Below are 22697 nucleotides of genomic sequence, written 5' to 3' on the forward strand. Positions count from 1 at the left end.
GTCGTTGTCGCCGCTCACGCCCGGCCCCTCCTGTCGCTTTCCTCAAGTGATAGGCGCGCAGGCCTCCAAGGTCCAGCGACAAGCGGGCGGATTACGCCCTCAGGGCAAGCCGTTCTTCATCCTCGTGGATCACAGGTTGGGGATCGCGCAGCACGTATCCACGCCCCCACACCGTTTCGATATGGTTGTCACCGCCTGTCGCCTCGGACAGTTTCTTGCGCAACTTGCAGATGAACACATCGATGATTTTAAGTTCGGGTTCATCCATACCGCCATAAAGATGGTTCAGGAACATTTCCTTGGTCAGGGTTGTCCCCTTGCGCAGAGACAGAAGTTCCAGCATCTGGTACTCCTTGCCGGTCAGATGCACGGGCTTGCCGTCCACATCCACGGTCTTGGCATCAAGGTTGACCGAAATCTTGCCGGTGTGAATGACAGACTGGGAATGTCCCTTGGAGCGCCGGATGATCGCGTGAATCCGTGCCACAAGTTCTTCGCGGTGGAAAGGTTTGGTCAGGTAATCATCGGCTCCGAACCCGAACCCCTTGATTTTGCTGTCAGTATTGTCATCCCCTGACAGGATCAGGATTGGCGTGTCGATCCGCGCTAGGCGCAACTGGCGCAGCACCTCGTGGCCATTCATATCGGGCAGACCCAAATCAAGCAGGATCAGATCGTAATCGTACAGCTTGGCCAGATCGATCCCTTCCTCCCCAAGATCGGTCGCATAGACGTTCAGGTTCGCATGGGTCAGCATCATCTCAATGCTTTTCGAGGTTGCCGGATCGTCCTCTACCAACAATACGCGCATGGAAAGCTCCTTGCTCAAAGGTCCAGATTGCGATCAACCCTGATCAAAAATAGTTAATTCACGGTTACTTTAGGTCAGAATTATCAAAACAACCTAAAGTTGTCTATACCTTTGCGTATTCGTGGCCTTGAGAGCATCAACGCCATGGTTGCTGACCGCGCTGACCCATTCCTGGAATTCTTCTTCGCTCAGACTGTAGCGGCGCAGGGCGTCTTCCTTGGAAATCAACCCATAGGCCACCCCGCGCACCACCGCCGCCTTGCGGGACGCCACCCAGCGCCGCGTGTTGGCCGGTGGCAGGTCTGCAAGGCTCATCACCTCACCGCCTTTGGTCGTCACTGTGCGCGGCCCATCCACTTTCTTGAGATACATCACCCGGTCCCTCTTTACCCATTCCCATGAAACATCGCCAAGATGCTGCCCAATCCGGCTTAACGAGCGGTGAAACTGCCTCTTGAGAGTAGTTAGGATTTTCCTATATTCTTGACGACTTCCTACAGGAGCGACTCACATGGCGCTGGACAGCGATACAAACCTGAATTCCCTTGGCTTTGCCAAACCCCCGTCGGAAACCCGTGTCGTGGTGGCCATGTCGGGCGGCGTGGACAGTTCGGTCGTGGCTGCGCGTCTGGCGGACGAAGGCTATGACGTGGTCGGCGTGACGCTGCAACTCTATGACCATGGCGCGGCGCTGGCCAAGAAAGGCGCGTGCTGTGCAGGGATCGACATTCACGACGCACGCCGCGTGGCCGAGGAAAAGGGCTTTCCCCATTACGTGCTGGATTACGAGAATATCTTTCAGGACGCCGTGATTGATGAGTTCGCAGAAAGCTATCTCGCGGGGGCGACGCCCGTGCCCTGCATTCGCTGCAACGAGCGGGTAAAGTTCAAGGATCTGCTGGAAACGGCCAAGGATCTTGAGGCTGACTGCATGGCGACGGGGCATTACATCCAGCGCAAGATGGGACCGAACGGGCCGGAACTGCACTCGGCCGAGGATGCGCGCCGCGATCAGAGCTATTTCTTGTTCTCGACCACGCCGGAACAGCTGGATTACCTGCGTTTCCCGCTGGGCCACCTGCCCAACAAGGATGCGACCCGCGCCCTTGCGGCGGAATATGGCCTTGCCGTGGCCGACAAGCCCGACAGCCAGGACATCTGTTTTGTGCCCGACGGCAACTATGCGTCGGTGATCGAAAAGCTGCGCCCCGGCGCGGCCGAACCGGGCGAGATCGTCGACCCAGAAGGCAAGGTTCTGGGCCAGCATGACGGCGTGATCCACTACACGATCGGACAAAGGCGCGGCCTTGGCATCGGCGGCCTGAGCGAGCCCCTATACGTGGTCAAACTGGACGTGGACAAGAAACAGGTGGTGGTCGGCCCGAAAGAAATGCTGGCCACTCGGGTGATCCCCGTGCGCGAGATCAACTGGCTTGGGGATGAGCCCTTTGGCAGCCGCCCCGAATGGCATCTCAAGGTCAAGGTCCGCTCGACCCGTCCGCCGCGCGACGCCATCATCCGCCCCACCGGCCCGACCACGGCCGAGGTGGAACTGCTGACCCCCGAGGAAGGTGTCTCACCGGGGCAGGCCTGTGTGTTCTACGCCAGCGAAGGCAGCCGCATCTTTGGCGGGGGCTGGATCTGGCGCGGCTACTAGCGCGCCGCTAGCCGCAATCGGTCAGGTTTTCCAACGGCATCCAGCCGTAAAGGCCGCTTTGCCAAATGTCCCGCTGGGTCTTGTCATGGCGCACCCACGCCCAGCCCGCGGCCTGTTTGGGGGCAAGGTCCGCTTGCGGATAGAGCACCAGATCGCCTGAGGGCACCTGCCGGAGTGGTGCGGCAGCGGCATCGGGGGCGGCGTAAAGCGTCACGGTGGTTTCGGTCACGGAGTTGTTCAGAACAGTGCAGGCGACACTGGCCTCGGCACCGTGAGAGATCAGGGATGCGCAAGCCCCCGCCCCAATCAGCCAGAACTGCTTCATTGCGCCCTCCTCTCATGCTGCGTCGGAAAGACTGCCAAGTTAGGGCGCGGGCGTCAAACCATATCAGTGCCGCTGTTGGCCAGCACGTAAAGACCAACGGCGATCATGGCATAGGGGCCAAGCTGTTCTAACCGGCGCACCCAGCCGCCACCCTGTCGCGCCCCCTCGGACAGGGCCAGCCCCACCGCCGCCAGCCCCAGCGCGGCCAACGCGGCCCCGATCAGGGCCGACACACGAAAGGCTGGGGCACTGTCGGCCAGAAGCGGCGCAAAGGCTGCGAAACTGTCGGTCGAAAGACTGGCAAACAGAACCACACAAGCCAGGAACGTGCCGCGTGTCGTCCGGGGCTTGTCCTCGGGCCCGTTATCTCGCCACTGTCCCCAGACGCCCCACAAGCCCAGCGACAGAGGGATCACCCCAAGGTATCCGGTCCATCCGGGCATCGCGGTGTCTGCCCCTTCCGCCACCAGCAGGGCAAGCCCGAGCACCAACGCCTGCGCCGTTGCATAGCCGCCCACGACCCGCAGGCGCGGCGTGGTCAGCAACAGCGCGACCATGACTGCCAGATTGTCGAGATTGGTCGCCACAAGCGCCAGCGCCGCCGACAGTGCCATTCCCAGATGGGCCAGCATGATCAGCCCTCCAGACCGTCCAGCACCGCGCGCGCCGCGCGCAAACCGGGCGGATCTTCCCCGCGCCCCAGACGCCGCATCGTGACCTCCATGGCCTCGGCCTGCACCGAAGGGTGATCCAGCACGTCAAGCAGCGCAGGCGCGATATCGACCGGCTTGAAGGCCGGACCAAGGAATTCCGGCACGACCCGTGTCTCGGACACAAGGTTCACCAAGGTCACCGTATCAATCAGGGCGGCGCGGCTCATGATCTGCCAGCTGAGCCAGCTCATGTCATAGGCAATCACCATCGGCGTGCCACTGGCCGCCAGTTCTAGCGACACCGTGCCCGAGGCCGCCAGCGCCACATCCGCCGCGCGAAACGCCGCGCGCTTGGTGGCCGGCGCCACGTCGTCCGGCATTTCGTTGGGGTCCAGCACGATGGGTGCTTGGTCCCAGTCCTGCACCAGCTCGCGCACAAGCCCCGCCACGGGGGCCGCCGCAGGCAGGACAACCCGCAGATCGGGGCGTTCGGCCACCATATGTGTGACCACGTCGCCAAAGGCCGGTGTCAATCGCGTCACCTCGCTGCGCCGAGATCCCGGCAGGGCCAGAAGGACCGGCGCATCACCGATGCCATGGCTGGCCCGAAACCGCGCCACGTCGTCCTCGGTTGCGACAGGCTCGGACACGACCGGATGCCCGACAAAATCACAGCGCATGCCCTCGGCTTCCATATAGGGCGGCTCGAACGGCAGCAGCGCCAGCACCTGATCAATCATCCGCGCCATCTTGGCCGCCCGTTTCGGACGCCACGCCCAAACCGAAGGGGCCACGTAATGCACGGTGCGAATGGCGCTTTTGGCTTTAACCTCTTTCGCGACACGCAAGCAGAAATCAGGGCTGTCGATGGTGATGAGCACATCCGGGCAAGCAGCTAGAACGGCTTGGGCCGTCTGGTGCATCCGACGTTTCAGATGCCGGTATTTGGGCAGCACCTCGGCAATACCCATAACGCTGAGTTCTTCCATGGGGAACAGGCTGTCCATGCCATGCGCCTGCATCAGGGGGCCACCTACGCCGGAAAAGGTCACATCCGGCACCAGCTCTTTCAGCCCTGCCATGAGGGCCCCGCCCAGCCTGTCGCCAGACGGTTCTCCGGCAACAAGAAAGACTTTCATCACAGGACCCGCGCCATCAGGAACAGGCCGGTCTCTTCCAGCGCAGCAAGGGTCGCCGCGCGGTTCAGCACCAGAACCTTGCCTGCGGACACCACGATCCCCTCAAGCCCGGCCGCAGCCGCGTTCTGCACTGTGTTAGGGCCAATCGCCGGCATGTCGACGCGCAGGTCCTGCCCCCGTTTCGGGGCCTTGACCAGAACGCCGCCCTTGCCGCGCCGCAGATGCGCGGGCGTCTCGCCCACAAACCGCAAAAGGGCATCCGTACCCTGCAAGGTCTCGATCCCAAGACACAGCCCACCTGCCACAACCGCGCCCTGCCCCACATCCAGCGGCGACAACGCCAACAGGATATCGGTGGCGCGGCTGGCATCAGCCAGTTGCGCGTCACTGGGGGGTGGGCCCGCGATCACGCCTTCCTCGGCGGTGATCTGGGGCAGCACCTCGTGCGCGCCGATCACGGTAAAACCCTGTTCCTCGAACACGGCAATGATCAGGCGCAGGATGGCATCATCGCCGCCCTGCATCGCCGCCATCAGGCGCGGCGCCAGTTGCATCATGAAAGGGTCCAGCTGCGCCGGGTCCAGTGCCGGGCGCGCCATCGCCCCGGCCAGCACAACCCGCGTCACGCCGCGTGCTTTCAGATCTTCGAACAGGCTGCCCAGTTTTTCAAAACGATGTTCCGTCAAAGGCGCGGACATGGCATGGTCCACCCCGTTGAACACGACCCGCACGGCCTGAGGTTCGGCCTCAGCCAGCATGACGGGCAAAGCCCCCGCCCCGGACAGGATCGCAAGATCGCTCATCGGCTCAGCCCGGCGTCAGGAACGACCGGTCCGTGTCGCCCGTGATGAATTGCACGATTTCGTCCACGTAGGGGCTGTCAAACTCGGTGCCCATACGCTTGGCCCGATCCTGAAACGCGCCTTCGCCTTGAGCCATCATCTGGAACGCAGCCCGCAGCGCGGTGATGTCGGCCCGGGACACACCCCGGCGTTTCAGCCCGACAAGGTTCAGCCCGTCCAGCTTGCCGCGCGGCCCCTGCACAAGGCCATAGGGGATCACGTCATTGGTCACCATCGACACCGCGCCGATGATGGCCCCGCGCCCGATCCGCACCCATTGATGAATGCCCGAAAGGCCGCCGATAATCACGTCATCCTCGATAATGCAGTGCCCTGCCACGGCCGAGGAATTCACCACGATCACGCGGTCGCCGATAATCGCGTCATGGGCGATGTGACAGCCTGCCATGAACAACCCGTCATCCCCGATCTTGGTGACGCCGCCACCACCCTCGGTGCCGGTGTTCATGGTCACATGCTCACGGATGCGGTTGCGCTTGCCGATAACAAGCCGCGAGGCTTCGCCCTTGAATTTCAGATCCTGCGGGATCTCGCCGATCACTGCGAACGAGAACACCACCGTGTCGGCGCCGATCTCGGTATTGCCCTTGACGACAACGTGGGATTTCAGTTCGACGCCCTCGTGCAGGGTCACCTCGGGGCCGATATGGCAGAACGGCCCGACGATGGCACCGGCGGCGATTGTGGCGCCGTCCTCGATCACCGCTGAGGCATGCACCTGCGCCTGTTCGGAAATGGCCATTGGCGCTTACTCCTTGGGCAGGTCCATCATGGCGGTGAATTCGGTTTCACAGGCCATTTCGCCATCCACCGTGGCCACGCCCTGGAATTTCCAGACCTTGCCGCCGGGTTTGCCGCGCACGGTGGTCAGTTTCATTTCCAGACGGTCGCCCGGCACCACCATGCGACGGAATTTGCATTTGTCGATCGACATGAAATAAACCAGCAGTTCCTTGTCCGCCATGTCCAGCGCCACGCCCACCATAACGGCGGCGGTCTGGGCCATGGCTTCGGCAATGGTCACGCCGGGCATGATCGGCTTGCCCGGGAAATGGCCCTGAAAATGGGGCTCGTTCATGGTGACGTTCTTGATGCCCGTGGCCGAGTGGTAGCCGTCGATATCCACCACCTTGTCCACCAGCAGGAAGGGATAGCGGTGGGGGATGATCCGCTGGATCAGATCGATATCGGCTGTCTTGAGGGACTCGGTCATGGTGACCTCCTGGAATTTGCTTTTGTTCTTTGGCGATAGCCCTAGCAATACCCGCCCTTCAGGGCAAGCGGATCAGGGGTCGCGGCGCAACTCGGCGCCGTCGCCAATCGACTCGTTCAGGCGGGCAATCGCCTGATCCGTAATGTCGATGGCATCGTTCGAGGCAAGGATCGACCGCCGCTCGAGGATCACCGACGCCCCGGCCTCGCGCATCAGTTCGACAAGGATGGGGCGCGCCGCCTGGATGAAAACCGACTGTTCGCGGTCGCTGCGTTCGTTGATCGCAAGCGCCTTGGCATCCTGAATTCGGCGGATTTCTTGAACGCGCTGGTCAAAAGCATCGGCCACGGCCCGGAAATTCTCGGAGGTCATATCCTTGCGCTTTTCGGTCAGGGTCTTTTCTTCCGAGGCCAGCTCGGCCTCGATCTTGCGGTTTTCGGCCAGCAGCACGGATTGCTCTGCCTCGATCTCGTTCGCAACGCGGCTGCCAAACTGCGACTCGGCATAAAGACGCTCGGAATCAATGGTCAGGATCGGGGTAATCACCCGCACGCCGTTCTGTGGCTGCTGTGCAGATGCAAAAGCGGTCCCGATCACGAGGACCAGAACCGCCAGGACATAAGTATATGCCAGTTTCATGTCGGATCAGAACCGCGCTTCGATGGTGAAGTCGAAATTCTGCTCCTTGTCGAAGGCTTCTTTCTTGAGCGCCTTCGAGAAGTTAAAGCGCATCGGACCCACCGGCGTTTCCCAGAAGACCGAGAAGCCGATCACATGGCGCAGGCTGAAGCCCTCATAAAGGATGGTGCCCGTCGTGGCCGAGGAATCAAGCCCCCAGACCGAGCCCACATCATAAAAGACACCGCCGTCCACGCCGTATTCCTCGGGCAGACCCAGCGGGAATTCAGCCTCGAAACGGGCCACGGCAAAGTAGTTGCCGCCGAGCGCGTCGTCCTGCGTCGCGGTCACACCAATCTCGCGCGGGCCGATCCCGAAGGGTTCAAAACCGCGCATCCGCGACGGACGGATGTTGAAGCGATCGTTGATGCGGCCGTCCTTGTTCGGAGAGTACAGCGCCCCGCCCTCGAATGTGGCCCGCAGCGTGACCTCCTCGTGGAAGACCTTGGTTTCGGCAATGGCTTTCGCGGTGGTGCGGATGAAGTCATAATCCCCGCCAAGACCACCGAAATCCTGCGACAGTTCCAGAAGCACGCCGCGGTTCGGGTCAAGCCCCCGGCGGCGCGTGTCGTAGGTGTAGGTATAGCCGATCGAGCTTTTCCAGATGTCAGAGCGCGCAGCCTCGGTGTCGATGATCGAACCGGGAATGGTCTGGGCCGGATCGACCACCATCTCGACATTCTGCAGGGTATAGCGCAGGCCAAGATTGCCAAACTCGCTGACCGGGAAGGCCAGGCTCGGGCGGAATTCGCCCACGGTGTTGGCAAAACGCACCTGATCGGGTTCCGCTTCCTGATAGCTCAGGTTGAACCCGGCCGCGAGGTTGCGCCCAAGGAATGCCGGCTCGGTGAAGCTGAACACATAATCAGCGATTTCAGACGCGGTCGCAAAAGACAGGCTCAGCGCCTGGCCACGGCCAAGGAAGTTGGATTCCGAGAACCGCACGACGATCCCGAGACCGTCATTGGTCGAATAGGTACCACCGAAGGACAGCGACCCTGTCGGCTGTTCCACGACGTCCACATCGACCACGACCTGATCGGGCGATGACCCTTCGCGCGCATTCACTTCGGCGGTTTCAAAGAACCCCAGCGCGCGGATACGCTCGGCGCTTTCGCGGATTTCACGCGGGTTGAACGGGTCGCCTTCCACGGCGCGGAACTGGTGACGGATTACACGGTCCAGCGTGGCGGTGTTGCCCTCGATGTCGATGCGTTCGATGAAGATGCGGGGGCCGCGCACAATGGCAAATTCCACATCCAGCGTCAGGTCGCGTTCGTTGCGGGTGATGCGCGGATCAACACGAACGAAATCAAGCCCCTGTTTCAGAGCAAGGTTCTCCATCCGTGCGATCGAGTTTTCGACCAGCGACGGTGAATAAATCACACCGGGTTTGATCTTGAGCGCGTCCAGATATTCGGCCGGATCGGCTTCGGCGATCTCGCTGGTGGTGGTGATGTTGCCAAACGCGAATTGCTGACCTTCCTGCACATTGAAGGTGATGAAATAGCCGTCACGCTCGCGGGCCAACTCGGCGCTGACCCCGAGGGTGCGGAAATCGACATATCCGCGCGACAGGTAGAAATCACGCAGCACCTGCTGGTCAAAGTCGATCCGGTCGGCAACGAACGTATCTGACTGGATCAGGCGGCGCAGCAGACCGGCCTGCTTAGTGCCGAGCACACGGCGCAGGCGGCGGTCCGAAAATTCTTCGTTTCCGACAAAGCTGACGCGTTCCACCTCGACAACGCCACCTTCGAAAATCTCGAAGACAAGATCGGCACGGTTGTCACTGCGGCGGATGACACGCGGTGTCACGCGGGCAGCCATCCGGCCCGACTGGGAATAAGCTTCGGCGATGTTGGCGGCGTCACGTTCAGCCACCGTGGGGTTCAACACGCGGCGCGGCTGGGACTGCACGATCGAGAACAGCGCGTCATCCTTCAGTCGCTCGTTCCCTTCAAAGCGCACAAGGTTGATGGTGGGGTATTCGACCACCTTGATGACCAGCGTATTGCCCCGAGGCGTCATTTCGACGCTTTCGAAAAGACCGCTGCCCAAGACGCGCTGATAGGCCGAATTCAACTGACCGGCGTTCACGGACTGCCCGCGGGCGATTCCCGCGTACGTCTCGATCGCACTAGATTCGATCCGTTGGTTGCCCTCGACCGTGATCGCGTTGAACGTGTAGTTCTGTGCCATGGCAGTGGCAGGCAGAAGCAACAAAACAGTTGATAGTAATAGCAAAAAGCCGAGTAGGTGCTGACGCAGCCAAGAGTTTTCTACGACCTTGGTCTGTGTCTCTGCTCGTGGAAGAGTTTTCATACCCCAAAATCCTGCAAGACATCCCAGATGGGACGTCACTAGCGGGAAAGCGGCCACTTGTCAAAATCACACGCGGTCGCGGTTGGGTGAAAGTTATCCACAGGCTTATCCACAAAATGCAACACCCCCGCACGGCACAAGCCCGGCGGGGGTGGTTTCACACTGTCCGTTCCCGGACAAGGCTGGCGGTCAGAACAGACCCAGCGACCCCAGATAAGCCGCGCCCATCAGGCCAGCCAGAATGGCCATCGGAAACAGCAGACGGTCCCAGTTGATGTCAATCAACAGTCCCAGTGCGCGGTAGCCTTGTTCGATGGTGTGCATGGTTCCAATCCCAGATTGCGTTTGTCCTTGTCAGAACGCTAATCCGGGATTCGGGCAGAAATTGGGCAGGTTTGTGCTCTCTCTGCGACCCCCCTGCCCTCTTGACCCGATTACGGGCAGCCGATCGTGTCATTAAACAGACCAAACAGCATCATCGACAACACGAGGAACAGACCAATGGTCATCAACAGCTGCATGGTCTTGTCGCGTGGTGGACGGCCGGCGACGGCCTCGAACGCGTAGAACATCAGGTGCCCGCCATCCAGCATCGGGATCGGAAACAGGTTCAACATGCCAATCGCCGCCGAAAGCACGCCGATGAAATAGATGAACTCCACAAGGCCCTGGCTGGCCATTGCGCCCGAAGTTTCGGCAATCCCCACCGGACCCGAAAGGTTACAGGTCGAGATTTGACCGGTCACGATATGATAGAGTCCCGAAACCGACCCCTTAATAATTTCCCATGTCTGGGCAATGCCGCCCCAGACCGCATCAAAGAACGGCACCTTTTCGGTGGCGGGTACAAATGCCTCGCCCCCGGCAATGCCGATGCGCCAATGGGTCTTGAACCCGCCATCGGGTTGGGGTTCGTCAACGCGGCGCGGCACCAGCACGAATTCAAGCTCTTCGCCAGCGCGCCACACATTCAGACGCAGCGGCACGCCATTGCCGGTCTCGACCGCCTCTTTCAATTCCGAGAAGGCCACGATCGGGGTTTCGTTGATCGCGGTGATGACGTCGCCCTCTTCCAGCCCGATGTCAAAGGCCGCAGAGCGCGGCACGACCCGTGCCACCAGCGGCGGATACAAATAAGGCCCCGTCACCTCGATGTCGCGCCCGTCACGGATCACGCCATAACGCATCGGGTTTTCCACCGGCAGGCTGTCCCACAGGGCGCGCAGGGTCGATGCCTCATCCTCGGGGTTCAACCGCTGTCCGGCCACGGCGACGATCTCGTCCCCGACCATCAGGTTGCTGACCACGGGCAGATCGCGCTGTTCGCCCACGATCAGGCGCTCGCCCACCTGCCCCTGGTTCAGGAACACGGCGGCGAAAATGAAGGTCGACAGGATAAAGTTGAACACCGGTCCGGCGGCCACGGTGGCGGTCCGCGCCCAGAGCGGCGCGCCATGCATGGTGTGGCGGCGTTCCTCGTCGCTGAGCGTACTCATGGCCTCGGCGTCCTTGCCGCTGGCGGCGTTGGCATCGCCCTTGAACTTGACATACCCGCCCAGCGGCAGCGCCGCGATCTGCCACTTGGTGCCACGCTTGTCGAACCGCGACCACAGCACCGGCCCGAACCCGACCGAGAACACATCCGCGCCGATCCCCGACCAGCGCCCCACGATGTAATGCCCGTATTCATGGATCGCGACGATCACCGAAAGGGCGATCACAAATGCGATGATGACCCAGAACGTGTTTCCGAACCCCGAGATCAGACCAAAAATATCCACGTGTTATCCTATGCTTGCCACTCTGCCATGACCTCGTCAGCCGTCTTGCGTGCCAGATGGTCGGTTTGCGAGACCCTATCAAGGGTCATTTCGGCATTAATAAGGCAAGTGTCCACTGACAATCGCGTTAAAACCTCTTCCACGGTGTCCGCCATTTGCAGAAAACCGATCCGCCCCGAGATGAACCCGTCCAGCGCGCGTTCCTTGGCGGCGTTGAAAATGGCGCCGCTCAGACCACCAGTTTCCAGCACCTCATGCGCCAGACGCAGCGCCGGATAGCGCACCAGATCGGGATCGCGGAAATGGAAGGTGCCGATCCGCGCCAGGTCCAGCCGCTCGACCGGCAAAGTGCGCCGTTCGGGCCAGTGCAGCGCAAAGCCGATGGCATGGCGCATGTCCGGTGGGCCGACATGGGCCATCAGCGCGCCGTCGTTGAACCCGACAAGGGCATGGATCATGGATTCGGGATGCACCAGCACCTCGATCATGTCGTGCGGACAACCAAAGAACTCTTTTGTTTCAATAACTTCCAACGCCTTATTGAACATGCTGGCACTGTCGATGGTGATCCGTTGCCCCATATTCCAGTTGGGGTGCGACGACGCCTGCGCGGGGGTGGCCTTGGCCATGTCCTCAAGCGACCAGTCCCGGAACGCGCCACCGCTGGCGGTGATGATGATGCGTTCCACCGCGCCCATGTCTTCGCCGATCAATCCCTGGAATACGGCGGAATGTTCGCTGTCCACTGGCAGGATGCGGGCCTCATGTTTTTTGGCCGTCCCCATGATCAGCGGCCCCGCCGTAACCAGAGATTCCTTGTTGGCCAGCGCAAGGGTCGCGCCCTGTTCCAGCGCCCGCAGGCCGGGCTTCAGCCCGGCAGCCCCGACAATCGCGCTCATCACCCAATCAGAGGGGCGCGACGCGGCCTCGTCAATAGCCTCCGGTCCGGCGGCCGCCTCGACGCCCGAGCCTTGCAGAGCAGCGCGCAGATCGTCCAGCAGGGCGGGATTGGCCGTGACCGCCACATCCGCCTTGAGGCGGCGGGCATCCTCTGCAAGTTGCGCGATGTTCTGCCCCCCGGTCAGCGCCACCACGTCATATGCGCCGGGGTCGCGGGCAATCAGGTCAATCGTATTCTGCCCGATCGACCCGGTAGCCCCGAAAATGGAAACTTTTCTCATCAGCGTCCCGCAGGCAGGCCCACAAACGTGCCGACCAGCAACACGAACAGGGCCGCCCCCATCATTGCATCGAACCGGTCAAGAAACCCGCCATGGCCGGGGATCAGGTTCGAACTGTCCTTGACGCCGGTATGACGTTTGATCGCGCTTTCGGCGGCGTCGCCCATCTGGGAAAAGAACGAGGTCAGCACGCTGATCACCACCAGCGGCCAGCCCCCGAACGCGGCCCCGACACAGGCGGCGGCAATCCAGCCGCCCATGGTGCCCGACCAAGTTTTCTTGGGCGAAACCTTGGGCCAGAATTTCGCCCCCCCCACCAGACGCCCGACAAAGTAGCCTGCCACATCAGTGGCGATCACCACCAGCACCAACCACAGGATCCATTCGATCCCGCGCAGGTCACGCAGCACGATCAGGCCGTAACAGGCCAGCATCAACGCCGCCATGTAAGCCCCGAAAATCAAACGGTCTTTGCTCAGCTGCGTTGCCCCGACCAGCGCCGGTGCAAGCAGCACCGGCAGAATGGCCTGGGGTGGCAGGAAGGAAGACCCCACAAACAGCGCGGCACAGGCCAGCACGCCCATCGGCACGGGCATCGCCGGTTTGTCCGGCCCCAGCATCCGGGTCAGTTCCCAGGTCATCAGACCGGCAATCACCGCCACGAAGCCGTGGAACCACATGCCACCTAGCCAGACCTCGACAATGCCGATCGCCGCCAGCACAAGGGCCGAGACGATCCGCTTGGGCAGATCCCCCCACTTGCCTGCGGGTTTGCCGGATGCCTCGCTCATGCAGGCACCGCGCCAAAGCGTCGGTCGCGTCCCCCATAGGACGACACGAGGCGATGGAATTCCTCGGCGCTGAAATCCGGCCAGAGCGTATCGATGAATTCGTATTCCGCATAGGCCGATTGCCACAGCAGGAAATTCGAAATCCGCGCTTCACCGCTGGTCCGGATCACGAGGTCCGGATCAGGCAAAACACAAGTATCCAAATACTTTGGCAGGGTTTCTTCATCTACATCCGCCGGATCCAGCTTGCCATCCGCCACATCCTGCGCCAGACGCTTGGTGGCGCGGGCCACCTCGTCGCGGCCGCCATAGTTCAGCGCGATGGTCAGATTGGTTCCGGTGCAATGTGCGGTCAGGGCTTCGGCCTCGTCCATCAGGCCGCGCAGTTTTTCATCCAGACGCGGGCGGTCGCCGATAAAGCGCACGCGCACGTTCTTTTTCACGAAATCCTGCATTTCCTTGAGAATATAGCGGCGAAACAGGCTCATCAGCCCGGCCACCTCGATCTGGGTGCGTTTCCAGTTCTCGGTCGAAAAGGCAAAGATCGTCAGGTATTTGACCCCGTTCTCAGGGCAGGCCTCGACGATTTCGCGCACGCGGCGTGCCCCGGCATGGTGCCCGAACAGACGTGGCCGCCCGCGCGCCTGCGCCCAGCGGCCATTGCCATCCATGATGATCGCGACGTGGCGCGGTCCATCGGCGGGGGTCGGGTCGGAACTCACCTCTCGGGTCCTGACCAATCAGACCTGCATGATCTCGGCCTGCTTGGTCTCAAGCGCCGAGTCCACGTTCTTGATATACTGGTCGGTCAGATCCTGAACCTCAGACTCCCAAAGCTTCTGGTCGTCCTCGGACATGTGCCCTTCGTTTTTGCCCTTCTTGATCTGGTCCATCCCGTCGCGCCGCACGTTGCGGATGGCGACACGGGCATGTTCTGCATATTGCGCGGCCACGCGGGCCAGTTCGGCGCGGCGTTCCTCGTTCAGTTCGGGGATCGGCAGCATCACGATGGTCCCGTTGGTTTGCGGGTTGATGCCCAGACCAGAGTTCATGATCGCCTTTTCCACGGCGCTGACCAGAGACTTGTCCCAGACATTGATCGTGACCATGCGCGGCTCAGGCACGTTCACGGTGCCAACCTGGTTGACCGGCGTTTTCTGGCCATATGCCTCGACCATGACGGGTTCCAGCATATTGGCCGAGGCGCGGCCCGTGCGCAGAGAGGCAAATTCGGTCTTGAGGGCGCCCATTGCCCCTTCCATGCGGCGGGTCAGATCGTCGGTGTCGAGTTCAAAATCTTCTGACATTGTTTTGCTCTTGTTGTTTTCTGTGTGGCCCGGCCCTTTTGCGCGGGGCCGGTTTCAGGTTTCACTCTAACGGGATCAGCCGACCTTTGTATAGGTGCCCTGTCCTGCCAGAATCCCGCGGAACCCGCCGGGTTCATCCAGCGAGAACACGATCAGGGGCAGGTTGTTGTCGCGGGCAAGCGCGATCGCGCTTGCATCCATCACCTTGAGGCGCTTGGCCAGCACGTCGTCATAGCTGACATGGTCATAGCGCACGGCGTCGTCATGCTCGGCGGGATCTTTGTCATAGACCCCATCGACGCCGTTCTTGCCCATGAAGATCGCCTCGCAGGCCATTTCATTGGCGCGCAGGGTCGCGGCGGTGTCGGTGGTGAAATAGGGGTTGCCGGTGCCGGCGGCAAAGATGCAGACGCGTTTCTTTTCAAGGTGGCGCACGGCGCGGCGACGGATGTAAGGCTCGGCCACCTCGTCCATTCGGATCGCCGAGATCACGCGGGTGAATACGCCCAGCCCTTCCAGTGCCGACTGCATCGCCAGCGCGTTCATCACGGTGGCCAGCATGCCCATATAGTCGGCGGTGGTGCGTTCCATGCCCTGTGCCGAGCCGGACAGGCCGCGGAAAATGTTGCCACCGCCAATCACCATGCAGATTTCCACACCCAGATCGTGAACGCGTTTGACCTCTTCGGCGATGCGCTGCACCGTGGGCGGATGCAGGCCAAACCCCTGATCGCCCATCAACGCCTCCCCCGAAATCTTGAGCATCACGCGCTTGAAGGTGGTTTCGGGTTCGGGGGTTGCCTCGGCCATGTTGCACTCCATCTGCGCAAAGATTTAGGATCGCGCGCAAAATGTCGGAAAACACGTCCGGGTTCAATGGCGAGATACCCCGTCTGCGGAAAACGGACCGAAAAAACACCAAGGCGCTTATGACTTCCCTGCCCCTGATCCCCGCAGACCGCCCCGTTTTGATCGCAGGGCCCACCGCCAGCGGCAAAAGCGCGCTGGCGCTTGAGATCGCAGAATCACAGGGCGGCGTGGTCGTGAATGCCGATGCGATTCAGGTGTACGAGAACTGGCGCATCCTGACGGCCCGCCCTTCGCCCGAGGACGAGGCCCGCGCGCCACATGCGCTGTATGGTCATGTGGCGTTTGATGCCAACTATTCGGTGGGGCACTGGCTGCGCGAGGTGCAGCCGCTGCTGACCGATGGCGCGCGCCCGATTATCACGGGGGGCACCGGCCTTTATTTCACGGCACTGACACAAGGCTTGGCCAAGATCCCGCCAACCCCGCCAGAGATTCGCGCCGAGGCCGATGAACGGGTGGCGCGGGACGGGTTTCAGGCGTTGCTGGCCGAGCTGGACGCCGACACGGCGGCGCGAATCGACCGGCAGAACCCGATGCGGGTGCAACGCGCATGGGAGGTGCTGCTCGCCACGGGGCGCCCGCTGGCCGCTTGGCAGGACGACACCCCGGCCCCGCTTTTGCCGGAAACGGATTGCGTGCCGATCCTGTTCGACGTGGACAAGGATTGGCTCAACACGCGTATCGCCCATCGCTTTGACCAGATGCTGGCCATGGGTGCGCTGGACGAGGCGCGCGCCAATCTGGACCGCTGGGATCCGGCCCTGCTGTCCTCCAAGGCCATCGGCGCGCCCGAATTGATCGCACATTTGCAAGGCGACATCCCACTGGACGAGGCCCGCACACGGGCCACCATCGCCACACGGCAATTTGCCAAGCGACAGCGGACATGGTTCCGGTCGAAAATGAAAACCTGGTTCAAATACCGGCCGGATTCCGCCGTTTAAAAGGATTCCCCGCTTGCCCGTATCGAACGTTTCTGTCACGAATACGGCCCAATGGCCGACAGAACTGTACAAATTCCATCATTTCTGACGAAACCGCCGCAATCGGCGGGCACGCAGGGAATCCACCGTGTAACCCCTTCCGAACCAGCCGCAACGCCCGCTGACCCAACTGCAATCCGGGTCATGACGCTGGCCCAGATGACGCGTGACGGGGCGTGGCAGCTGGAACAGTTGCATGTGCGCGACCACCACCTGCTGATTTGGATCACGCGCGGACAGGGACGGCTGCTGCTGCACGGGCTGCGGCGCGGATTCGGCGCACACAATGCGATTTACATTCCTGCGGGCAAGCTGTTTGCGATGGATACAGGGCGGCACATTCAGGGGCAGGCCCTTGTCGTGCCTGCGGACGGGCGGGTGCAACTGCCCGACCGGACCCAGCAACTGCGCTTGCAGGACGGGCTGGCACAGGCGGAACTGACCGGGCTGTTTGACGACATGCGCCGCGAAATTCATGAAAACCGTCCCTTCCTGGCCGAGGCGCTGGTGGCGCAGGCGTCTTTGATGTCGATCTGGCTACGGCGCCAGATCCAGTTGCACGGCCCCGCCCCGCGCGCCAGTGCTGCGGAACGGCTGGTGCGCCGCTATAGCGATCTTCTTGCCGAATCGTTCCACACCGGCCGCGCCATGGCGTCCTATGCCGAGGAGTTGGAGATCACCCCGACCCATCTCACGCGCGTCTGCCGCCAATGTGCCGGCATGACGGCGGCGGATATGCTGTCGCAGATGGTCCAGCACGAGGCGCGCTGCCTTTTGCGCCAGAGCGACATGCCCATTAACGAGATCGCCAGCGAGCTTGGATTTGGCAGTGCCGCCTATTTTTCACGCTTTAGCCAGCAACATTTCGGGGCCACCCCCAGCCAGATTCGCAAAGGGCCCGCCACCCTGCCAAACCGCGGGTAATTCGACGCCCAACTTCGAAAATGTCGGAAAATGACGATCCCGATGTCGTTTTTATTCCTTCAAATGACGATACGGAACATTGACCTGCGTCGGTTTCTCGTGCCGAATGGGGTCCATGCCACCCTTGCGGCGCGATCCACCGGATCACGCCGGACCCAAAATAACAAAATCAAGGTCCGCCGGGGTGCCGGACCATCCAGGGGAACACCATGACGCCAGCCATTGCCAGCGCCGCCATTCTTGTGACAGCCTTGATGCTGATGCTTGCCACACAAGCGACGCCGCAACCGCGCGCCGTGCGGGTCAAGACCACCCCCCAGGAGTAATGCGTTTCAGGCCGCCCGGCATATGATGGGCGGCTTTTTTGTCTGGGCCTGGGCATCAAAAGCCGCCCTTGCCCACCGGACACAACAAGAACAGACCAACAGGGGACCACATGGGACTGTTTATACTCAGACGGGTCGGCATGATGATTTTCACGGCGCTTTGCCTGACTTTCATCGTGTTTTTCATGACCAACCTTTATCCCAACCTTGAAAAGCTCGCCAAATCGCAAGGCAACTTCCGCATGAGCGACGAAGCCGTCGAGACCTTTCTCGGGGAACGGGGCTATCTGCAACCCACGCCGATCAAATACGCGCAGTGGCTGGGCCTGATGCCCGGCTTTGTGTCCGAAAAAGAAGACGGCACCATCGTTGGCAAATGCGTGCGCCCCGGTGTGTCGCCCGAGGAAACGCCGCGCTATTGCGGTATCCTGCAGGGCGATTGGGGCTTTTCCACCGTGTCCAAGGCACCCGTCGCCGATGTGCTGGGGTCGCGGCTGGCCAATACGGGCAAGCTGATGTTCTGGGTGATGATGGTGATGGTGCCCTCGGCGCTGATCATCGGGGTTTTGGCCGGGATGAACGAAGGCAGTCGCACCGACCGGTCGCTGTCGACCGTGTCGATCCTGTCCACGGCGACGCCGGAATATGTATCTGGCGTGATCTTCATCGCCATGCTGGCTTCGACCCGGCACGGGCTTGGGCCTTGGCTGAACGAAATGGGGATCATCGAAGGCAAGGCCCTGTTCAAGGGCACTGCCAGAACGGCGATGGACAATATCACCTTCGAGAACTTCACCCTGCCCGTTCTGACCGTGGCCCTGTATGGCATGGGCTATATCGCGCGGATGACACGCGCGTCGATGGCCGAAGTCATGACCGCGCAATATATCCGCACAGCGCGCCTCAAAGGGGTCAGCTTCCGCAACATCGTCATGAAACACGCGCTGCGCAACGCGCTGATCGCGCCCTTTACGGTGATCATGCTGCAGTTCCCGTGGCTGTTGAACGGCGTGGTGATTGTCGAGACGCTATTCTCGTATAACGGCTTTGGCTGGCAACTGGTGAACGCTGCGGGCAACAACGATATCGAGATGTTGCTGGCCGTATCGGTCGTCTCGGTCGTCGTTGTCCTCGTGACACAGCTGATCTCGGATATCGGCTATGTCTATCTCAACCCGCGTATCCGCATTTCTTAAGAAGGAGCCAGACCTATGGAACCATTGACCTGGACTGGCGCTCTTGGCCCCGTTCTGAACCCCATCTTTACATGGGCCGGGATTGCCTTCGTGATTGCGGTCGCCTTGCAGATTGTCGCCTCTTTCGTGTTCCGTCCGGCCCCTGTCGGCGCGGTGATGAGCGGCGGCGTCACCAACGGCCCCAAGGAATACGCTGACATGCTGGCGAAGTACCTGTTCTTCGCCCTGATCGTGCTGGTGGTGATCTATCTGGCCGCAGGGCTGTTCATGCCCTTTGGCAAGGCTGGCATCATCGGCGCGGTGTCGGCGCGGCTGGCACCGGTATGGATCGCGTTGTTCGTGACCTTCGTGTTGTCCTTTGTCTACAAGCGCCGTCTTGGCCTTTATGGCAAGCTGTTTGACAGCACGATCGGCATGATCGGCTTTGGCTTGGTGATGTTCTGGGTCTACATGGCGGTGTTTGCCGGCGTGTTTGACCTGATTTCGACCCATGACCCGCTGACGCAGGTTGCCGGCATGAAAAACAAACTGCCCGGCACACCGGTGCGCGGCGCCGATCCCGAAACCTGCGGTCATGCCTGCTGGTATCTTCTGGGCGGCGACAACCTTGCGCGTGACGTCTTCAGCCGCATGGTACATGGCAGCTGGATCGTCGTACAGATCGCGCCGCTGGCGACGCTGTTCGCTTTCATGGTCGGCATCACGCTGGGCCTGCCAGCAGGGTATTTCGGCGGCAAGCTGGACACCTTCCTGTCCTTCCTCGCCAACCTGATCCTCGCCTTCCCGGTGATCCTGCTGTTCTACCTGCTGGTCACGCCGGAAATAGTGGCGACGGGCATTCCGAACTATATGGCGACAGTGCTGTTCATCTTCCCGCTGGTCTTTGTCGGCGTGTTGCTGAACTCGCGCTTTTACACACGCCCACGCCTGCGCACCCCGCTGTTGAGTGCGGTTCTGCTGGTCATGGGGTGGCTGTACCTGTCGCTGATCTCGGCGCCCGGCACCAAGATCCACGTCCTGCCCGGATCGCTGGACCTGTTCAACATCCCCGGTGGCATCCTCGTGGTGTTCGTGTCGGTGGTGTTCGTGAACTCGCCCACGGTGTTCCGCATCGTGCGTGGCCTCGCGCTGGACATCCAGACCCGCGACTACGTGGCAGCGGCGCAAACCCGCGGTGAAGGCCCATGGTACATCATGCTGTGGGAGATCCTGCCCAACGCACGCGGCCCGCTGATCGTCGATTTCTGTCTGCGCATCGGGTACACGACCATCCTCTTGGGGACCTTGGGCTTCTTTGGCCTTGGCCTGCCGCCCGAAAGCCCGGACTGGGGCACCACGATCAACGACGGGCGCAGGTTGCTGGCACTTTATCCGCACCCCGCGCTGGTGCCGGCCTTCTCGCTGCTGAGCCTTGTCCTGGGTCTGAACCTGCTGGCCGATGGCCTGCGCGAAGAAAGCCTGCGTGACTGATAAGGCCGGAGGCCGGGGGGCCAGCCCCCCGGTCCCCCCGGAGTATTTTGGGCAAGATGAAGAACAACAGGGGCCCTGCCCCACATCTCCAGACAGGGAGACTGACATATGAGTAAACTGGAAGACTATGACGGCCCGATCCTCGAGATCGACAAGCTGTCGATTTCCTTTTTCACCCGCCTGCGTGAAATTCCCGCGGTAATGGATTTTTCGGTCAGGGTGCAACCCGGAGAAGCCGTTGGCCTTGTCGGGGAATCCGGCTGTGGCAAATCCACCGTGGCACTGGGGGTCATGCAGGACCTGGGCAAGAACGGGCGCATTGTCGGCGGCACGATCAAGTTCAAGGGCCGTGACCTTGCCGAGATGAGCGATGAAGAGCTGCGCGATATCCGCGGCAACGAGATCGCCATGATTTATCAGGAGCCAATGGCATCGCTGAACCCGGCCATGAAGATCGGCAAACAGTTGATGGAAGTGCCGATGATCCACGAAGGCATCGGCGAGAAAGAGGCCTATCAACGTGCGCTTGAGGTGGTGACCGATGTACGCCTGCCCGACCCCGAGCGGATGCTGAACTCTTTCCCGCACCAATTGTCCGGCGGCCAGCAGCAGCGGATCGTGATCGCGATGGCGCTGATGTCGAAACCGGCGCTTCTGATCCTGGATGAGCCGACCACCGCGCTGGACGTGACGGTCGAGGCGGCCGTGGTCGAACTGGTCAAGGATCTGGGCAAGAAATACGGCACCTCGATGCTGTTCATCTCGCACAACCTTGGCCTTGTGCTGGAAACCTGTGACCGGCTTTGCGTGATGTATTCGGGCGAGGCCGTGGAACGCGGCAGCATTGAAGACGTGTTCGACCACATGCAGCACCCTTACACCCAAGCGCTGTTCCGCTCGATCCCGTTGCCCGGCGCCGACAAGAACGCGCGGCCCTTGGTGGCGATCCCAGGCAACTTTCCCCTGCCCCATGAACGCCCGCCGGGTTGTAACTTTGGCCCGCGCTGCGACTATTTCGAGGCTGGGCGCTGTGACGCTCAGGACATCCCGATGTTCAACGTGCAGGGTTATGAACGTCACAGCACGCGCTGCGTGAAATTCGAGGAAATCGACTGGAACGCGCCGATCGAGGTGGGCGAACAAAAGGAAAAAGGCGAGGTCGGCAATGTTGTCCTCAAGATGGACAACCTCAAGAAATACTATGAGGTCGCGGCCAACGCCCTGTTCGGCGGCGGCGAAAAGAAGGTGGTCAAGGCGAACGAGACCCTGTCTTTCGAGGCGCGCGAATCCGAGACGCTGGCCATCGTGGGTGAATCCGGTTGCGGCAAATCCACCTTTGCCAAGGTGCTGATGGGGTTGGAAACGGCGACTGACGGCCAGATCCTTTTGGATGGGGGCAATATCGAACAGATCCCGATCGAGAAGCGCAACACCCAGACCGTGGCCGATGTGCAGATGGTGTTCCAGAACCCGTTTGACACGCTGAACCCGTCAATGACCGTGGGCCGCCAGATCATGCGCGCGCTGGAAATCTTTGGCGTGGGCGAGACCGAGGCAGACCGGCGCAAACGGATGCTGGAACTGCTGGATCTGGTGAAACTGCCACGGGCCTTTGCCGACCGGATGCCGCGCCAGTTGTCGGGCGGGCAGAAACAGCGCGTTGGCATCGCCCGTGCCTTTGCGGGCGACGCCCGTATCGTGGTGGCGGACGAACCTGTTTCGGCGCTGGACGTATCGGTGCAAGCGGCCGTAACCGACCTGTTGATGGAGATCCAGCGCGAGCATAAGACCACGCTGTTATTCATCAGCCACGACCTGTCGATCGTACGCTATCTCAGCGACCGCGTGATGGTGATGTATCTGGGCCATGTCGTCGAACTGGGCACCACGGATCAGGTCTTTGCCCCGCCCTATCACCCCTATACCGAGGCGCTGCTCTCGGCGGTGCCGATTGCGGACACCTCGGTCGAGAAGGAACATATCGTGCTGGAAGGCGATATTCCCTCGGCCATGAACCCGCCGCCGGGCTGTCCGTTCCAGACGCGCTGTCGCTGGAAATCAGAGGTGCCGGGCGGATTGTGCGAACAAGAGGTGCCGCCGGTGCGCCACCTGGCCGAGGGCCATCAGGTCAAATGCCACCTCGCCGAAGACGTGCTGGCCCGCATGACCCCGGTCATCAAGATCGCCGCCGAATAGACCACTGG

At 61.4% G+C, this 22697-nt stretch carries 23 protein-coding genes; 6 read left to right on the top strand and 17 right to left on the bottom strand.

Annotated elements, in window-relative coordinates; translation table 11 throughout:
* Nucleotides 1-91 precede the first annotated feature (91 nt).
* The gene (gene ctrA / locus WNE31_RS04435) at nt 92-811 is read right to left on the bottom strand and encodes a response regulator transcription factor CtrA (RefSeq protein WP_349978496.1); all 720 of its coding nucleotides are present in this window, start codon (nt 809-811) and stop codon (nt 92-94) included.
* A 93-nt stretch (nt 812-904) separates the two neighbouring features.
* Nucleotides 905-1183, bottom strand: a complete 279-nt coding sequence (gene sciP / locus WNE31_RS04440; protein ID WP_349978497.1) for a CtrA inhibitor SciP — start codon at nt 1181-1183, stop codon at nt 905-907.
* 139 nt (nt 1184-1322) lie between these two features.
* Between sciP and mnmA the strand changes: the two genes are divergently transcribed.
* On the top strand, nt 1323-2468 hold the full coding sequence (mnmA, locus tag WNE31_RS04445) for a tRNA 2-thiouridine(34) synthase MnmA (RefSeq protein WP_349978498.1): 1146 nt from the start codon (nt 1323-1325) through the stop codon (nt 2466-2468).
* 7 nt (nt 2469-2475) lie between these two features.
* Here the strand turns inward: mnmA and WNE31_RS04450 are convergent, their stop codons facing one another.
* From WNE31_RS04450 to pyrH, 15 genes are all read right to left on the bottom strand, one after another.
* Nucleotides 2476-2793, bottom strand: a complete 318-nt coding sequence (locus WNE31_RS04450; RefSeq protein ID WP_349978499.1) for a hypothetical protein — start codon at nt 2791-2793, stop codon at nt 2476-2478.
* A 53-nt stretch (nt 2794-2846) separates the two neighbouring features.
* Nucleotides 2847-3425 (bottom strand): hypothetical protein, encoded by a 579-nt coding sequence (locus WNE31_RS04455; RefSeq protein WP_349978500.1) that lies wholly within the window; start codon nt 3423-3425, stop codon nt 2847-2849.
* A gap of 2 nt (nt 3426-3427) precedes the next feature.
* Entirely contained in the window at nt 3428-4585 is a 1158-nt protein-coding gene (gene lpxB / locus WNE31_RS04460) for a lipid-A-disaccharide synthase (RefSeq protein WP_349978501.1), read from the bottom strand.
* The gene (locus WNE31_RS04465) at nt 4585-5388 is read right to left on the bottom strand and encodes an LpxI family protein (RefSeq protein WP_349978502.1); all 804 of its coding nucleotides are present in this window, start codon (nt 5386-5388) and stop codon (nt 4585-4587) included. Before WNE31_RS04465 ends, lpxB begins: the two co-directional genes overlap by 1 nt.
* 4 nt (nt 5389-5392) lie before the next feature.
* Nucleotides 5393-6190 (bottom strand): acyl-ACP--UDP-N-acetylglucosamine O-acyltransferase, encoded by a 798-nt coding sequence (gene lpxA / locus WNE31_RS04470; protein WP_349978503.1) that lies wholly within the window; start codon nt 6188-6190, stop codon nt 5393-5395.
* Between the two features lie 6 nt (nt 6191-6196).
* A complete protein-coding gene (fabZ, locus tag WNE31_RS04475) occupies nt 6197-6661 on the bottom strand; it encodes a 3-hydroxyacyl-ACP dehydratase FabZ (RefSeq protein WP_349978504.1) in 465 nt (154 codons plus the stop codon).
* Nucleotides 6662-6733: 72 nt separating this feature from the next.
* The gene (locus tag WNE31_RS04480; RefSeq protein ID WP_349978505.1) at nt 6734-7300 is read right to left on the bottom strand and encodes an OmpH/Skp family outer membrane protein; all 567 of its coding nucleotides are present in this window, start codon (nt 7298-7300) and stop codon (nt 6734-6736) included.
* 6 nt (nt 7301-7306) lie between these two features.
* Complete coding sequence (bamA, locus tag WNE31_RS04485) at nt 7307-9541, bottom strand: outer membrane protein assembly factor BamA (RefSeq protein ID WP_349978506.1); 2235 nt, start codon at nt 9539-9541, stop codon at nt 7307-7309.
* 312 nt (nt 9542-9853) lie between these two features.
* Nucleotides 9854-9988, bottom strand: coding sequence for a hypothetical protein (locus WNE31_RS04490; protein ID WP_349978507.1), 135 nt, complete (start codon nt 9986-9988; stop codon nt 9854-9856).
* Between the two features lie 110 nt (nt 9989-10098).
* Complete coding sequence (gene rseP / locus WNE31_RS04495; RefSeq protein WP_349978508.1) at nt 10099-11445, bottom strand: RIP metalloprotease RseP; 1347 nt, start codon at nt 11443-11445, stop codon at nt 10099-10101.
* An 8-nt stretch (nt 11446-11453) separates the two neighbouring features.
* The gene (gene dxr, locus WNE31_RS04500) at nt 11454-12626 is read right to left on the bottom strand and encodes a 1-deoxy-D-xylulose-5-phosphate reductoisomerase (RefSeq protein WP_349978509.1); all 1173 of its coding nucleotides are present in this window, start codon (nt 12624-12626) and stop codon (nt 11454-11456) included.
* Nucleotides 12626-13417, bottom strand: a complete 792-nt coding sequence (locus WNE31_RS04505; RefSeq protein ID WP_349978510.1) for a phosphatidate cytidylyltransferase — start codon at nt 13415-13417, stop codon at nt 12626-12628. The genes dxr and WNE31_RS04505 overlap by 1 nt, the downstream gene beginning before the upstream one ends.
* Nucleotides 13414-14139, bottom strand: coding sequence for an isoprenyl transferase (locus tag WNE31_RS04510; protein ID WP_349978511.1), 726 nt, complete (start codon nt 14137-14139; stop codon nt 13414-13416). The genes WNE31_RS04505 and WNE31_RS04510 overlap by 4 nt, the downstream gene beginning before the upstream one ends.
* Before the next feature lie 18 nt (nt 14140-14157).
* Nucleotides 14158-14724, bottom strand: coding sequence for a ribosome recycling factor (frr, locus tag WNE31_RS04515; RefSeq protein WP_349978512.1), 567 nt, complete (start codon nt 14722-14724; stop codon nt 14158-14160).
* Nucleotides 14725-14799: 75 nt separating this feature from the next.
* Complete coding sequence (pyrH, locus tag WNE31_RS04520) at nt 14800-15534, bottom strand: UMP kinase (protein WP_463407416.1); 735 nt, start codon at nt 15532-15534, stop codon at nt 14800-14802.
* A 119-nt stretch (nt 15535-15653) separates the two neighbouring features.
* Here pyrH and miaA point away from each other — a divergent pair, with 119 nt between their 5' ends.
* From miaA to WNE31_RS04545, 5 genes are all read left to right on the top strand, one after another.
* Nucleotides 15654-16538: a tRNA (adenosine(37)-N6)-dimethylallyltransferase MiaA gene (gene miaA, locus WNE31_RS04525; RefSeq protein ID WP_349978904.1), complete on the top strand. Its 885-nt coding sequence runs from the start codon at nt 15654-15656 to the stop codon at nt 16536-16538.
* 183 nt (nt 16539-16721) lie between these two features.
* Nucleotides 16722-17501: an AraC family transcriptional regulator gene (locus WNE31_RS04530; protein WP_349978514.1), complete on the top strand. Its 780-nt coding sequence runs from the start codon at nt 16722-16724 to the stop codon at nt 17499-17501.
* A 436-nt stretch (nt 17502-17937) separates the two neighbouring features.
* On the top strand, nt 17938-19023 hold the full coding sequence (locus WNE31_RS04535) for an ABC transporter permease (protein WP_349978515.1): 1086 nt from the start codon (nt 17938-17940) through the stop codon (nt 19021-19023).
* 15 nt (nt 19024-19038) lie between these two features.
* Nucleotides 19039-20493, top strand: a complete 1455-nt coding sequence (locus tag WNE31_RS04540; protein WP_349978516.1) for an ABC transporter permease — start codon at nt 19039-19041, stop codon at nt 20491-20493.
* A 108-nt stretch (nt 20494-20601) separates the two neighbouring features.
* Nucleotides 20602-22689 carry an ABC transporter ATP-binding protein gene (locus WNE31_RS04545; protein ID WP_349978517.1) on the top strand — a complete coding sequence of 696 codons (2088 nt, stop codon included), beginning with the start codon at nt 20602-20604 and terminating at the stop codon, nt 22687-22689.
* Nucleotides 22690-22697 lie beyond the last annotated feature (8 nt).

Source organism: Shimia fortis (assembly GCF_040225985.1).
Taxonomy (GTDB): Bacteria; Pseudomonadota; Alphaproteobacteria; order Rhodobacterales; family Rhodobacteraceae; genus Shimia.